Here is a 13832-nt window from a genome sequence, read left to right as displayed (position 1 = left end):
GAGGAAACGACGAAGCCGATGCTGCGCGCGATCATCGAAGAGGTTCTGCTCTTCGTCCTGCCCTTCTGCATTTTCGCAGGCTATCTCGTCATCAACAGGCGCAATCCCTTCGATGTCGAGCACTGGAGCCCACATGTCTTTCGCCTGGCGGTCGTGGGCTTCGTGCTGGCGATCGCCGTGCTGATCTATGGTGGCTTCATCGCGCCGCGCAGCGAGGGCGCCTACGAGCCGCCGCATATGGAGAACGGGGTTCTGGTGCCCGGCCGTTTCAAATGAGCGGGGACCGCGCCGGCGAGATCGCGCGCTTCCTGATGCAGCCGGCGCTGGCGCGGTTGCTGCTGGCGCTCGATGGAGACGGCGAGGAGACGCGCGTCGTTGGCGGTGCGGTGCGCAACCTCCTCATCGGCGAACCGGCAAGCGATATCGATCTCGCGACGACCGCCCTGCCGGAAGAGACGATACGGCGTGGACGAGCGGCAGGCTTCAAGGCGGTGCCGACCGGCATCGAGCACGGCACGGTGACGCTCGTCGCGGATGGCGCGAGCTTCGAGGTGACGACGCTCCGGCGCGATGTCGAGACGGATGGGCGCCGCGCGAAGGTCGTGTTCGGCCGCGATTTCGCAGCCGATGCGCTCAGGCGCGATTTCACCATCAATGCGCTCGGGCTCGGCCGAGACGGCCGGTTGCATGACTATTGCGGCGGGCTCGACGATCTCGCCGGGCGGCGCGTGTGCTTCATCGGAGAGGCGGATGCCCGCATCCGGGAGGATTACCTGCGCATCCTGCGCTTCTTCCGCTTCCATGCCCGCTATGGAGCGGGAGAGCCCGATGCGGAGGGACTGCGTGCCTGCATCGCCGGCCGCGAGGGGCTTGCCGGATTGTCGCGCGAGCGGGTTCGGGCTGAGCTGCTGAAGCTCCTCGTTGCGCCTGGCGTCGTCGCGACCATACGGGCGATGGCCGGCGCCGGGCTGCTGATGCCGGTGATCGGTGGCGTGCCACATCTCTCGCGCTTCGCCGCAGTCGCGGAGGATGACGGCGCCGACGTCTATCCGGCGTTTCGGCTGGCGGCACTGTCGGTTGCAGTGGGCGAGGATGCGTTGCGCCTGCGCGACCGGTTGCGGCTTTCGAACGAGGAGTTCGACCGGATCGAGCGCCTTGCGCGAGCGCTGGAAGGCCTGGGTGGACGGGCAAATCTTCCCAGCATTGCCAAGTTGCGCCACGTCGCGCATGGCGCGGGGGACGACGCCGCGGCTGCCGCGCTCGTTCTGTTGAATGTTTCCGCGGGTAGCGAAGACCGGAATGGCGTGCAGTGCCTCATCGGCGAACTCGGCCGGACGCCGCGCTTCGAGCCGACGGGCAAGGATGTCATCGGGCTCGGCATCTCGCCCGGGCCGCGCGTCGGACAGACGCTTGCGACGGCCCGGCAGAGCTGGATCGAGGCCGGCTGCCCGACCGGGGCGGACAAGCAGATGGAGTTCGTCAAGACGGCCCTGGCCGCTGCCCGCTAGCGCGGGCTGCGCCGGGAAGCTCTGCCCTCAGGGCCAGCGCACCGTCGGCGGCATGGAGGACAGGATCGACGCGACGTTGCCGCCGGTCTTCAGCCCGAAGATCGTGCCGCGGTCATAGAGCAGGTTGAATTCGACATAGCGTCCGCGCCGCACCTGCTGCTCGTGGCGCTCGGCCTCACTCCAGGGCTTGCCGATATTGCAGCGCAGGATGTTCGGGTAGCTGTCGAGGAAAGCCTCGCCGACGGCCCGTGTGAAGGCGAAATCGGCTTCGACGTCGCCGGTCCAGATGTAGTCGTAGAAGATGCCGCCGATGCCGCGCGGCTCGTTGCGGTGCTTCAGGAAGAAATACTCGTCGCACCAGCTCTTGAAGCGCGGATAGTCCGCCACGGCCGGAAATTCCTCGCAGGGTGCACGCATCGCGGCGTGGAAGGCCTGCGTATCCGGATCGTCCTGGTTGCGGCGCGCCTCCAGCACCGGCGTCAGGTCGGCGCCGCCGCCGAACCAGGGTTTCGTGGTGACGACGAGCCGCGTGTTCATGTGCACGGTCGGCGCATGCGGGTTCCAGGGATGGGCGATCAGCGAAATCCCCGTCGCATGGAAGCGCGGATCTTCCGCCGCGCCGGGGATCTGGCCGGCAAAATCCGGGTGGAAGGTGCCGTGGACCGTCGAGACGTGGACGCCGACCTTCTCGAAGACGCGGCCCTTCATGATCGACATGACGCCGCCGCCTCCGGGCGCGCCGTCATGGTTGGTGCGCTGCCACGGCGCGCGGACGAAGCGCCCGGGCGCATCCGCCTCGGGCGGGAAGGGGCCGGCGGCCTCGTCCTCGACCGCCTCGAAGGCGGCGCAGATGCGATCGCGCAGGGTCTCGAACCAGGCTGCGGCGCGGGGTTTCAATGCCGCAACGATAGCGGGATCGGCGGAAGGGGATTCAGCGGGCTTGGGCGTGACCATCATCTGTTCCATCGCGGCCCGGGAAGCCGCCAGTCTGTCGCAAGGCCTCGCCCATTACCATTGCCGCCGCCAGTGCGACATTGAGCGAGCGCAATCCCGACCGCATCGGAATGTGCAGGCTGGCCTCGGCGGCGGCGTGCACCTCGGCCGTCACGCCGGCCGATTCGCGCCCGACCAGGACGATGTCACCGGGGCGGAAGGCGAAATCGGGCAGGGCGGTCTCGCCGTCGGTCTCGGCCAGGACGAGGCGATGGCCTTGCGCCCGGCGCCAGTTCTCGAAGGCAGAGAAGGAATCGTGGCGCCGGACGGCGGCGCGCTCGAGATAATCCATGCCGGAGCGGCGGAAATGTCGGTCCGAGACATCGAAGGCTGTCGGCTCGACGATGTCGACGGCGATGCCGAGGCAGGCGGCCATGCGGATCATCGTGCCGGCGTTCTGCGGGATGTCCGGCTGGAAAAGGGCGAGGCGAAGCATGCGCCGGTGATGACGCGCGATGTCGTAAAGCGTCAAGCCTGGTCGACGAAAGCGCTTCGCCGTGCATGCCCGGCCGGGCTGAACCGGGAGAGGCTTTCGGCTCGAAGCCGACAGGCCTTCCCGATTCTCGCGGCGCTGCAGGCTCAGTTGATGCCGACACCGACGCCGACGCCACCCGAGCCGCTGCCAACACCGGCACCCACGCCGACGCCATCGCCGCCGATGCCGACGCCCGCTGCTGCGCCGAGCCCGCCGGCAGCATTGCCAAGTCCGGCGCCCAGGCCGGCACCCAGACCGTCGTTTCCGATGCCGGCTCCAGCTGCCGCGCCGACTCCGCCGGAGGAACTGCCGATTCCGGCGCCCAATCCGGCTCCGATGCCGCCATTGCCGGCGCCGACGCCTGCGGCAGCTCCCAGACCGCTATTGCCCGAGCCGGCATTCGCCGCTGCACCGATGCCCAAGCCGCCATTGCCCACCGCCGCGCCTGCTCCGACATTGGCGCCGAGGCTGCCGGCATTGGCGCCGACGCCAACTCCGGCGCCGAGCCCTCCGCCGGCCCCCGTTCCGGGCGAGCTCGGGCTGCCTGGATTGTTCGGATTGCCCGGCGTTCCGGGGTTACCCGGAGTGCCGGGGTTGCCTGGGTTGCCGGGATTTCCCGGATTGTTTCCGACGACGCCTGGTCGGGAACCCATCGAAGATCCGCGCGAGCTCACGACAGGGCTTTGCAGCGCAGCCAGCCTGATGCATTTGCTTTTGGCGGCACCGCGGAGGCCGTCGCATCCATCGAACGAGGTATATTCGGCTGTGCTGTTGCAAGCAGCGAGGAGTGTGCAAGCGCTGATGGCGCTGAGTATTCGCAATCGCATAGCTCTCTCCTTGGCGAGTTAATCTATGCGGTCGAGAACATATCTCATTGATTATAGGTTCCTTCGTCGTGATCTGAAGGGTATTGAAATATATACGTTTAAGTCGCCGATTTAATGTTTATTAGAGATTTATTTTCTGCTTTTCTTGCCAAGGCAGCGCGGTCGTCCCGCCCTAATGCCGCCACCCGGTGGGTCTAGCGGGGTTCCGGCGTCGCCTGTCCGCACCGCTCCTGACAAGGGGTGGCGCAGGAAGAACCGGTATCCCGAATTGTCGTTTGTTCCACCCCCTCATTCCCGGTAGCGAAGCAGACATGTTCGCTCCGCTCTTCCGCTGGCTCGAAAGCCGAATCGACGTCTTTGCCCGCTTCGACGAGCAGGAGACGCCGCCGCGCGGCGTCTGGCCCTTCATGTGGCACCACATCAAGGGCGTGAAGGGCTGGATGGCCCTGATCATGCTGACGGGCCTGGGCTTCAGCGGCATCGAGGCGGCGATGTATCTGATGGTCGGCTGGTTCGTCGACCTGCTCTCGACGCAGTCGCCGGAGACGATCTTCCGCGACCATGGCTGGCTCCTGGCCGGCGCGGCCTTCCTGCTCGTCGTCGTCCGGCCGCTGATCTATTTCGCCAACCACGCCATCGTCGACCAGGTCGTGGTGCCGCAGATCACCAACCAGATCCGCTGGCGCAACCATGTCTACACGCTCGGCCACGCGCTGGGCTACTTCCAGAACGATTTCGCCGGGCGCCTCTCCGCGCGTGTCATCCAGGCCGGGCAGGCGATCCGGGGTGCGACGATCGAGGTCATCGACGACCTCTGGTACGCGCTGGTCTTCGCCACGGTCGCGATCGGCTTCTTCGGCAAGACCAGCCCGTGGCTGGCGCTGCCGGTGATCCTGTGGCTTGCGGCCTATGTCGTGCTGCTGATCTATTTCGTGCCGCGGGCCAAGCGGCGCTCGGAGGCGAACTCGCTGGGGCGCTCGACCACGACGGGGCGCATCGTCGATTCCTATACGAACATCCTGACGGTGAAGCTGTTCGCCCGGGCCGATGCCGAGCGCTCGGCGGTGCGCGACTCGTTGTCGCGCTGGAACGCTTCCTTCCTCAATCTGTCGCGCCTGATCACCGGCGTCAGCGTCATCCTGCAGACGATGAACAGCCTGCTCGTGGTGGCCACGGCCTGGCTTGCGCTGCTGCTCTGGAGCCAGGGCGAGATGACGCCGGGCGCGGTCGCGGCCGCCATCGGGCTCGTGCTCCGGCTGGTGCAGATGTCGGGCTGGCTGATCCATCTGGTGCGCGGCATCTTCGAGAATATCGGCTCGGTGCAGGAGAGCATGGAGACGATCGCCAAGCCGCACGACCTGCCGGATGCGCCGGGCGCGGTGCCGCTGGTCGTCGACAAGGGCGCGATCAGCTTCGAGAAGATCCGCTTCAACTACGGCCGGGGGCAGGGGCTGTTCGACGGGCTCGATCTCCAGATCAAGCCGGGCGAGCGGATCGGGCTGGTCGGCCCGTCTGGCGCCGGCAAGTCGACCTTGGTGAACCTGCTGCTCCGGCTCTATCCGCTCGAGGGCGGGCGCATCCTGATCGACGGGCAGGACATCGCCCACGTCACGCAGGATAGCCTGCGAGCCCAGATCGGCATGGTGACGCAGGATAATTCGCTGCTGCACCGCTCGATCGGCGACAATATCGCCTATGGCCGCATCGGCGCGAGCGAAGCCGAAATCGCGCTCGCGGCGCAGCAGGCTGAGGCGCATGGCTTCATCCTGGGCCTCGGCGACCAGGACGGGCGCCAGGGCTTCGATTCGCGCGTCGGCGAGCGCGGCGTGAAGCTTTCGGGCGGACAGCGCCAGCGCATCGCGATCGCCCGCGTGCTGCTCAAGGATGCGCCGATCCTGATTCTCGACGAGGCGACCTCGGCGCTCGATTCCGAGGTCGAGGCGGCGATCCAGCAGCAGCTCGCTGCCCTGATGCAGGGCAAGACCGTGATCGCGATCGCGCACCGGCTATCGACCATCGCCGCGCTCGACCGGCTGATCGTGCTCGATGGCGGGCGGATCGCCGATATCGGCAGCCATAACGAGTTGATCGCGCGCGGCGGGCTCTATGCCCGGCTCTGGGCACGCCAATCAGGCGGCTTCCTGGCCGCGGCCGATCCGGAAAAGCTCGCCGTCTGAACGCCTTCGCCGGCGGACTGTGCGCCATGCATGGCCGAGGCGTTCGCGACAGTAGACTTCGTCCAATCTGCATGTCAAAGAGCCGAAGGTGACGCACCGCCGCATTGCGGCGGCAGCGACGCGCCCCTATGAGGGCGAGAGGCGACAATTTCGAGCTGTTACAGCTCGCAAGACGTGTAAGAGGTTTGGATCGTGGCGCACGCGACCGATACATCGACCGGAACAACCCGCCGCGATTTCCTGATGCTTGCCACCGGCGCCGCCGGCGCGGTCGGCATCGGGGCGCTCGTCGTCCCCCTGGTCAGCCAGATGGCGCCCGATGCGCAGACCGTGGCTGCCGGCGCGCCGGTCGATGTCGACCTGGCCCCCATCGCCGAAGGCCAGGCGATCAAGCTGTTCTGGCGCGGCAAGCCGATCTTCGTGCGCCATCGCACCAAGAAGGAAATCGACGAGGCGCTGGCCGTCGACATCGCGACCCTGCGCGATCCGCAGACCGACCAGCAGCGCACCAAGGCCGGCCACGAGCAGTATCTGGTCGTCTTCGGCAACTGCACCCATCTCGGCTGCATTCCGCTGGGCACCGCGCCCGGCGAATCGAAGGGCGATTTCGACGGCTGGTTCTGCCCCTGCCACGGTTCGCACTACGATTCCTCCGGCCGCATCCGCAAGGGGCCGGCGCCGCTCAACCTGCCGGTGCCGCCTTACGCTTTCACGGCGGACACCAAGATCAAGATCGGCTGAGCGATGCGCTCGACGCTTTCCTGCCAAGATGAGACAGCCTTGAGGCATTCTTCATGAGTGGTCACAGTTCCTACGTCCCGAAGACCGGCATCGAACGCTGGCTCGATGTGCGCCTGCCGATCATCCGGCTCGCCCATGATTCGGCGGTTTCCTATCCGGTGCCGCGCAACCTGAACTATCTGTGGACCTTCGGCGGCATCCTCGCTTTCATGCTGGTGGCGCAGATCGTCACAGGCATCGTCCTGGCGATGCACTACACGGCCAATTCGATGCTCGCCTTCAATTCGGTCGAGCACATCATGCGCGACGTGAACTATGGCTGGCTCCTGCGCTACCTGCACTCCAACGGCGCCTCGATGTTCTTCATCGCCGTCTACGTGCACATCTTCCGCGGGCTTTATTATGGCTCGTACAAGGCGCCGCGCGAGCTGCTCTGGATTCTCGGCGTGGTCATCTTCCTGCTGATGATGGCGACGGCGTTCATGGGCTACGTGCTGCCCTGGGGCCAGATGTCCTTCTGGGGCGCGACCGTCATCACCAACCTGTTCTCGGCCCTGCCGGTGGTCGGCGAGACGATCGTCACCTTCCTGTGGGGCGGTTACTCGGTCGACAACCCGACGCTGAACCGCTTCTTCTCGCTGCACTACCTGCTGCCGTTCATGATCTTCGGCGTCGTCGGGCTGCATATCTGGGCGCTGCACGTCGTCGGCCAGAACAACCCGACCGGCGTCGAGGTGAAGAACGTCCAGAAGGATACCGTGCCGTTCACGCCCTACGCGACCGTCAAGGACATCTTCGGCATGGTCGTGTTCATGATCCTGTTCGCCTGGTTCGTGTTCTACCAGCCGAACTTCATGGGCCATGCCGACAACTATATCCCGGCGAACCCGGCCTCGACCCCGGCGCATATCGTCCCGGAATGGTATTTCCTGCCGTTCTACGCGATCCTGCGCGCCATTCCCGACAAGCTCGGCGGCGTCATGGCGATGGGCGGAGCCATCGTGGTGCTCGCCTTCCTGCCCTGGATCGACACCTCCAAGGTCAAGTCGATGAGCTATCGGCCGATCGGGCGCCAGCTGTTCTGGGCCTTCGTCGTGGTCTGCATCGGCCTCGGCTATCTCGGCGCGATGCCGGCGGAAGGCGGCTACGTCATCGCCTCGCAGATCTTCACCGTGCTGTATTTCGGCTTCTTCGTCGCGCTCTTCGTCGTCGGCCTGTTCGAGCGGCCGAAGGCGCTGCCGACCTCGATCGCCGACTCGGTGCTCGCTTCCAAGGGCGGGTCGGCGGCGCGCGTCGCGACCGCCACCGCTGCCGAACCGAACGTCAAGGGCTGACGGAACCATGAGCAGAACATCGTTTCGTCTCGCCCTGACCGGGCTCACTGCTGCCCTCTCGCTGGCGCTGTTCCAGCCGGCCGCGCAGGCGGCCGAGGCCGGCCCGAAGCCGCCGGCGCTGAGCTGGTCGTTCTCGGGACCGTTCGGCAAGTTCGACCGGGCCCAGCTGCAGCGCGGCTTCAAGGTCTTCAAGGAAGTCTGCGCGAGCTGCCATGGTGCCAGCCTCGTCGCCTTCCGCAACCTGTCGCAGCCCGGCGGCCCCGAATTCACGCCCGGCCAGGTCGCCGCGCTCGCCGCGACCTACCAGGTCAAGGACGGCCCGAACGACCAGGGCGAGATGTTCGATCGCCCCGGCCGTGCGGCCGACCGCTTCCCGTCGCCGTTCCCCAACGAGCAGGCGGCCCGCGCGGCCCAGGGCGGCGCCTATCCGCCGGACTTCTCGGTGCTTGCCAAGGCGCGCACCTATACCCGCGGCTTCCCGACCTTCATCTTCGATATGTTCACGCAGTATCAGGAGCAGGGGCCGGACTACATCCATGCCCTGATGGTGGGCTACAAGGAGCCGCCGGCCGGCTTCCCCGCGCTGCTGCCCGGGCAGAACTATAACGAGTACATGCCCGGCCATCTGATCGCGATGCCGAAGCCGCTGAGCGATGGGCAGGTCGAGTATCCGAAGGGCGCGGACGGCAAGTCGCCGGTGCCTGAGACGGTCGACCAGTATGCCCGCGACGTCGCCGCCTTCATGGTCTGGATGGCGGAGCCGCATCTGGAGGCGCGCAAGCGCCTGGGCATGCAGGTGATGGCGTTCCTCACCATCTTCGCCTTCCTGCTCTACTACACCAAGAAGAAGGTGTGGTCGCGCATGCCGGACGGCTCGCCGGCTCACTGAGGCAGGCTGGATATCGTTTCAGAAAAGGCCCCGGCGACGGGGCCTTTTTTTGTTTTGCAGCCGTCATTTTCGGACGAAGCGAAGCGTAGATCCGGGAATGACGGGCAGGGGAGGATTCCAGAGCCTTCTTCGGCGAGAGATGCTCGGGTCAGGGCCGAGCATGACGGCGTCCGGTCCGGCCGTATTGCGACCGTCATCGAAAGGTGGTCCTTTCCGCGCCCGTATTTGTTGTCGCATCGAATCCTTCCGAAAAATGGCTTCCACTTTTCGGTTCGATGCTCGAGGAAATCGACCATGAGCGAAGCCGTTCTCGGAATCATCGGCGGATCGGGCATCTACGATCTGCCGGGCCTGACCGACCTGCGCGAGGAGCGCATCGAAAGCCCGTGGGGCGAGCCTTCGGATGTCTTGCGGATCGGCCGGATCGGCCAGACGAAGATCGTCTTCCTTCCTCGCCACGGGCGCGGCCACGCGATCCCGCCCTCCGAGATCAACTACCGGGCCAATATCGACGTGATGAAGCGGGCGGGGGTGACCGATCTCGTCTCGCTCTCCGCCTGCGGCTCCTATAAGGCCGAGCTCTATCCCGGCCTGTTCGTGCTGGTCGACCAGTTCGTCGACCGGACGAGCCGGCGCGAGAATTCCTTCTTCGGCCGGGGCTGCGTCGCCCATGTCTCCGTCGCCCATCCGGTCGGGCCCGCCCTGCAGGCGCGGATCGCAGCGGCGGCGCAGGCCGAGGCACTGCCCTTCGTCCGCGGCGGGACGCTGGTCACGATGGAAGGCCCGCAATTCTCGACCTATGCGGAATCGATGATCTATCGCGGTCTCGGCTACGACCTGATCGGCATGACGGCGATGCCCGAGGCCAAGCTCGCCCGCGAAGCCGAAATCACCTATGCCACGGTCGCGATGGTGACCGACTACGACTGCTGGCACGAGCTGCACGGCGCCGTCGATGTCGCCTCGGTCATCGCCGTGCTGCACGACAATGCCGACAAGGCGCGGCGCCTCGTGGCGCGGCTCGCCGCCGATTTCCCGGGGCAGCGCGAGCCGTGCCCGGCGGGCTCCCATAACGCGCTCGACAACGCCATCGTGACGGCGCCGGCCTTCCGGGATCCGGCGCTGCTGGCGAAGCTCGACGCCGTCGCCGGGCGTGTGCTCGAGGCGGCGTGATGGCGGCGCCCTTGACGAAGCCGGCCCGGCGTCGGACCAAGGCCTCCGTCAGTTCTTCCGAGACGGTGTCCATGAACCTTGCCGACAGCATCCGCGCGATCCCCGATTATCCTCGGCCCGGCATCGTCTTTCGCGACATCACCACGCTGCTCGGCGACGCGCGGGCCTTCCGCCGGGCGGTCGACGAACTGGTGCAGCCCTTCGCTGGCCTGAAGATCGCCAAGATCGCCGGGATCGAGGCGCGCGGCTTCATCCTGGGCGGGGCGGTGGCGCATCAGCTTTCGGCCGGCTTCGTGCCCGTTCGCAAGAAGGGCAAGCTGCCGCTGGAGACGCTGCGCGCGACCTATGCGCTCGAATACGGCACGGACGAGATCGAGATCCATCGCGACGCGGTGCAGCCGGGCGAGCGCGTCCTGCTGGTCGACGACCTGATCGCCACGGGCGGCACCGCGGAGGCGGCGGTCAACTTGCTCGCGGGGTTAGGCGCGGAGGTCGTTGCGGCCTGCTTCATCGTCGACCTTCCGGAACTCGGCGGCGCCGACAAGATCCGGCGGCTCGGCGTGCCCGTGCGCACGCTGGTCTCGTTCGGCGGGCATTGAGCGGGGATGAAGATCAACGGCCAGCATTACCGGACGATCTGGCTCGCGCAGGATGGCTGGCGCGTCGTCGTGATCGACCAGACGCGCTTGCCGTTCCGCTTCGAGACCGTGGCGCTCGGCTCGGCCGAGCAGGCGGCGGACGCGATCCGCAGCATGGTCGTGCGCGGGGCGCCGTTGATCGGTGCGACCGCCGCCTATGGCGTGGCGCTGGCGATGCGGACGGACGCCTCCGACGCAGCGCTGGAGGCTGCGCTCGCCCTGCTCGGCGCGACGCGACCGACCGCCGTCAATCTGCACTGGGCGCTGGCGCGGATGCGGGGCGTCCTCGCAAGCCTGCCCGCGACGGCGCGTGCCGAGGCGGCCTATGCGGAAGCCGCGGCGATCTGCGAAGAGGACGTCGCCTTGTGCCGTGCGATCGGCGAGCACGGCCTGCCATTGATCGCGGAGATCGCGGCGCGAAAGCCCGTCGGCGAGCCGGTCAACATCCTCACCCATTGCAATGCCGGCTGGCTTGCCACGGTGGACTGGGGCACGGCGCTAGCGCCGATCTATCTCGCCCATGATGCCGGCATTCCCATCCATGTCTGGGTCGACGAGACCCGGCCCCGCAACCAGGGCGCGGCCCTGACGGCCTACGAGCTCGGCTCCCATGGCGTGCCGCATACGGTGATCGTGGACAATGCTGGCGGCCATCTGATGCAGCACGGGCAGGTCGATCTGGTGATCGTCGGCACCGACCGCACCACGGCGGCGTGCGATGTCGCCAACAAGATCGGGACCTATCTCAAGGCTCTCGCGGCGCATGACAACGGCGTGCCCTTCTATGTCGCGCTGCCTTCGCCGACGATCGACTGGAGCATCAGCGACGGCCTCGCCGATATCCCGATCGAGGAGCGCGCGGCCCGCGAGGTCACGCATCTCTCCGGGCTCGCCGATGACGGTGAGGTCAGGTCCGTGCGCATCGTCGCGCCGGGCAGTGGTGCGGCCAACCCGGCCTTCGACGTGACGCCGGCGCGGCTCGTCACCAGGCTCATCACCGAGCGCGGCGTCTGCGCGGCCAGCGTTGAGGGCCTCGCACAACTCTTTCCCGACCTGGCGAGCAGAGGCACGGCATGACCGAAACGGAATTGCGGCAGGAGATCGTCTCGGTCGCGCAGGCGATCGACCGGGCGGGATTCTGCCCGTCGAAATCGGGCAATGTCTCGGCTCGTTTTGGCGATGGCCTGCTGATCACGCCGTCGGGCCTGCCCTATGCCCGGACGCGGCCTGAGGACCTGATCCATCTCAGCCTCGACGGCACGATCCTGAGTGGCAGCCGCAAGCCGTCCTCCGAATGGCCTTTCCATGTCGCGATCTACCGGGCGCGGCCCGGTGCGCAGGCGATCGTGCACACCCATTCGCCGCGCGCCACGGCCTTGTCTTCCACGCGGCGCGGCATCCCGGCCTTCCATTACATGATCGCGCTTTGCGGCGGTGCCGATGTGCGCTGCGCCGAGTACGCGACCTTCGGCACGCCCGAGTTGGCCGAGAACGCGGTGAAGGCGCTGGAGGGCCGCAAGGCCGTGCTGCTCGCCAATCACGGCGTGATCGCGCTCGGCCAGACCCTGGCGGGCGCGCATACCATCGTCGCTGAGGTCGAGAACCTCGCCGGGCAATATCTCGACATCCTCGCGGCAGGGATCGAGCCGGTCATCCTCGATGCCGCCGAAATGGAGCGCGTCGGCGCCAAATTCGCGGGCTACGGCAAGGTCGGCTGAGCCGCGTCAGAGCGCCCGATCGGGCAGGCAGGCCGCCGGCCGGGCAAATGCGGCCGACCGGTTTAAGTTTTCGGCAATGGCAACACCGGCATAACGGTTGCCGCCTTCCTCGCCTGGCAAGAGACCTTCGTGTCGCTCGACTATCAGTCCCTCCTGACGGCTTTCACCCTTTCGGGATGCGGATTGGCCGCAGCCTTCCTTGTGAGCTGGCTCGTTTCCAGGAAGGAAGGCTTCCTGATGGCCTGGACAATCGGCGTCGCGCTGATGGCCGTCGGCGTGCTGATCTATGGCGGCTATGTCAGGACGATGTCGCCGATCGTGGGGGCAGCCGGGTACACGGTTCTTCTGACGGGCCTCGCCTTCGTCTTCGGTGCCGGCCGCGAATTTCGCACGCGGGTTCTGCCCTGGCGCAGCATGGCCATCATGGCAATCGCGTCGTCGGCAGCCATGGCTGTGCCCATGCTGGCCGGCTATAACGGCATCGCGATCATCGGGCTCAATGTCGCGGCCGCGGCCATTCTGTTCGCAACAGCCTGGGACTATTGGCTCGGCCGGGCCGAAGCCAGGCTGGCGATCATGCTGTTGACCGGCCTGTATGTCCTGACCGGGCTATCCTTCGTTCCTTGCGCCGTTCTGCTGTTGCTGGATGGCCGCTGGGCTCTGCCGGGCATCCCCTCGAACTGGGCGGAAGACCTCAATATCGTCGTCTGCCTGACCACGCTCGCCGGCATCGGCGCGCTGTCCCTGGCCTTGAACCAGGCGCGGCTGGCGCGCGGCCACAAGCGCGACGCGGAAACCGATCCGCTGACGGGCCTGCTCAACCGGCGCGCGCTGCTCGACCGCATCGCGACCGAGATCGAAGGGCCCGCCGCCCTGATCATCTTCGACATCGATCACTTCAAGCGGATCAACGACATCCACGGCCACCTGGCGGGAGACGAGGTGTTGCGGGCGTTCGGGGAGATCCTGCTGTCATGCCGGTCGCAAGGACTGGCCGCACGGCTCGGCGGCGAGGAATTCGCACTGCTGCTGCCGGGCGATTCTCTTGTCGCGGCGGCCATCGCGGCCGAAAACGTGCGGGGGCGCCTCGTCAAACGTCGTTTCGCAGCGAGCGGTGCGGCGTTCGGGTGCACGCTCAGCGCAGGCGTCGCTCATGCGAAGGACAGCGTCATCGATTTCGATGCCTTGCTTCACGAGGCGGACAAGGGGCTCTACGCAGCCAAGCGGAGCGGGCGCGACCGGGTCGTGGTCGCATCGGACGATGAAGCGTTCCTCGCCCAGATGCGGTCTTCCTCCGAGGTGCCGCGCGGGCCTGTCGATCTCGTCAGGCTCAAGACCGGCTGAGGTCCGTCTTCGCGG

At 66.9% G+C, this 13832-nt stretch carries 14 protein-coding genes; 11 read left to right on the top strand and 3 right to left on the bottom strand.

Features of this window, described 5'->3' with window-relative positions:
* Nucleotides 1–18 precede the first annotated feature (18 nt).
* Both FHT98_RS05380 and FHT98_RS05375 read left to right on the top strand, forming a co-directional pair.
* Entirely contained in the window at nt 19–276 is a 258-nt protein-coding gene (locus FHT98_RS05380; protein WP_091856648.1) for a DUF6111 family protein, read from the top strand.
* On the top strand, nt 273–1508 hold the full coding sequence (locus tag FHT98_RS05375; protein WP_142112932.1) for a CCA tRNA nucleotidyltransferase: 1236 nt from the start codon (nt 273–275) through the stop codon (nt 1506–1508). The genes FHT98_RS05380 and FHT98_RS05375 overlap by 4 nt, the downstream gene beginning before the upstream one ends.
* Before the next feature lie 27 nt (nt 1509–1535).
* On the opposite strand, the gene hemF is transcribed toward FHT98_RS05375, so the two are convergent.
* The 3 genes from hemF to FHT98_RS05360 form a co-directional block, all read right to left on the bottom strand.
* Nucleotides 1536–2462, bottom strand: coding sequence for an oxygen-dependent coproporphyrinogen oxidase (hemF, locus tag FHT98_RS05370; protein WP_142112929.1), 927 nt, complete (start codon nt 2460–2462; stop codon nt 1536–1538).
* On the bottom strand, nt 2440–2937 hold the full coding sequence (locus tag FHT98_RS05365) for a tRNA (cytidine(34)-2'-O)-methyltransferase (RefSeq protein WP_142112927.1): 498 nt from the start codon (nt 2935–2937) through the stop codon (nt 2440–2442). Before FHT98_RS05365 ends, hemF begins: the two co-directional genes overlap by 23 nt.
* A gap of 143 nt (nt 2938–3080) precedes the next feature.
* A complete protein-coding gene (locus FHT98_RS05360; protein ID WP_142112925.1) occupies nt 3081–3629 on the bottom strand; it encodes a hypothetical protein in 549 nt (182 codons plus the stop codon).
* A 485-nt stretch (nt 3630–4114) separates the two neighbouring features.
* Here FHT98_RS05360 and FHT98_RS05355 point away from each other — a divergent pair, with 485 nt between their 5' ends.
* The 9 genes from FHT98_RS05355 to FHT98_RS05315 all read left to right on the top strand — a co-directional run bounded on the left by FHT98_RS05355 (nt 4115) and on the right by FHT98_RS05315 (nt 13817).
* The gene (locus tag FHT98_RS05355; protein ID WP_061969519.1) at nt 4115–5980 is read left to right on the top strand and encodes an ABC transporter ATP-binding protein; all 1866 of its coding nucleotides are present in this window, start codon (nt 4115–4117) and stop codon (nt 5978–5980) included.
* 192 nt (nt 5981–6172) lie between these two features.
* A complete protein-coding gene (gene petA / locus FHT98_RS05350; RefSeq protein WP_282568642.1) occupies nt 6173–6721 on the top strand; it encodes a ubiquinol-cytochrome c reductase iron-sulfur subunit in 549 nt (182 codons plus the stop codon).
* Between the two features lie 53 nt (nt 6722–6774).
* Nucleotides 6775–8055 (top strand): cytochrome b, encoded by a 1281-nt coding sequence (locus FHT98_RS05345; protein ID WP_061969516.1) that lies wholly within the window; start codon nt 6775–6777, stop codon nt 8053–8055.
* A 7-nt stretch (nt 8056–8062) separates the two neighbouring features.
* Entirely contained in the window at nt 8063–8944 is an 882-nt protein-coding gene (locus FHT98_RS05340; RefSeq protein WP_061969514.1) for a cytochrome c1, read from the top strand.
* A gap of 294 nt (nt 8945–9238) precedes the next feature.
* Nucleotides 9239–10117 (top strand): S-methyl-5'-thioadenosine phosphorylase, encoded by an 879-nt coding sequence (locus tag FHT98_RS05335; RefSeq protein WP_142112923.1) that lies wholly within the window; start codon nt 9239–9241, stop codon nt 10115–10117.
* Between the two features lie 71 nt (nt 10118–10188).
* Entirely contained in the window at nt 10189–10716 is a 528-nt protein-coding gene (locus FHT98_RS05330) for an adenine phosphoribosyltransferase (protein ID WP_061970256.1), read from the top strand.
* 6 nt (nt 10717–10722) lie between these two features.
* Nucleotides 10723–11832: an S-methyl-5-thioribose-1-phosphate isomerase gene (mtnA, locus tag FHT98_RS05325; RefSeq protein WP_142112921.1), complete on the top strand. Its 1110-nt coding sequence runs from the start codon at nt 10723–10725 to the stop codon at nt 11830–11832.
* Nucleotides 11829–12473, top strand: coding sequence for a class II aldolase/adducin family protein (locus FHT98_RS05320; protein WP_142112919.1), 645 nt, complete (start codon nt 11829–11831; stop codon nt 12471–12473). Before mtnA ends, FHT98_RS05320 begins: the two co-directional genes overlap by 4 nt.
* A gap of 237 nt (nt 12474–12710) precedes the next feature.
* Nucleotides 12711–13817: a GGDEF domain-containing protein gene (locus tag FHT98_RS05315; RefSeq protein ID WP_248309146.1), complete on the top strand. Its 1107-nt coding sequence runs from the start codon at nt 12711–12713 to the stop codon at nt 13815–13817.
* Nucleotides 13818–13832: the final 15 nt, after the last annotated feature.

The organism is Allobosea sp. AK1, from assembly GCF_006714945.1.
GTDB lineage: Bacteria > Pseudomonadota > Alphaproteobacteria > Rhizobiales > Beijerinckiaceae > Allobosea > Allobosea robiniae.
Note: the sequence above shows the minus strand (reverse complement) of the source record. Positions and strands in the feature narration are given on the sequence as shown.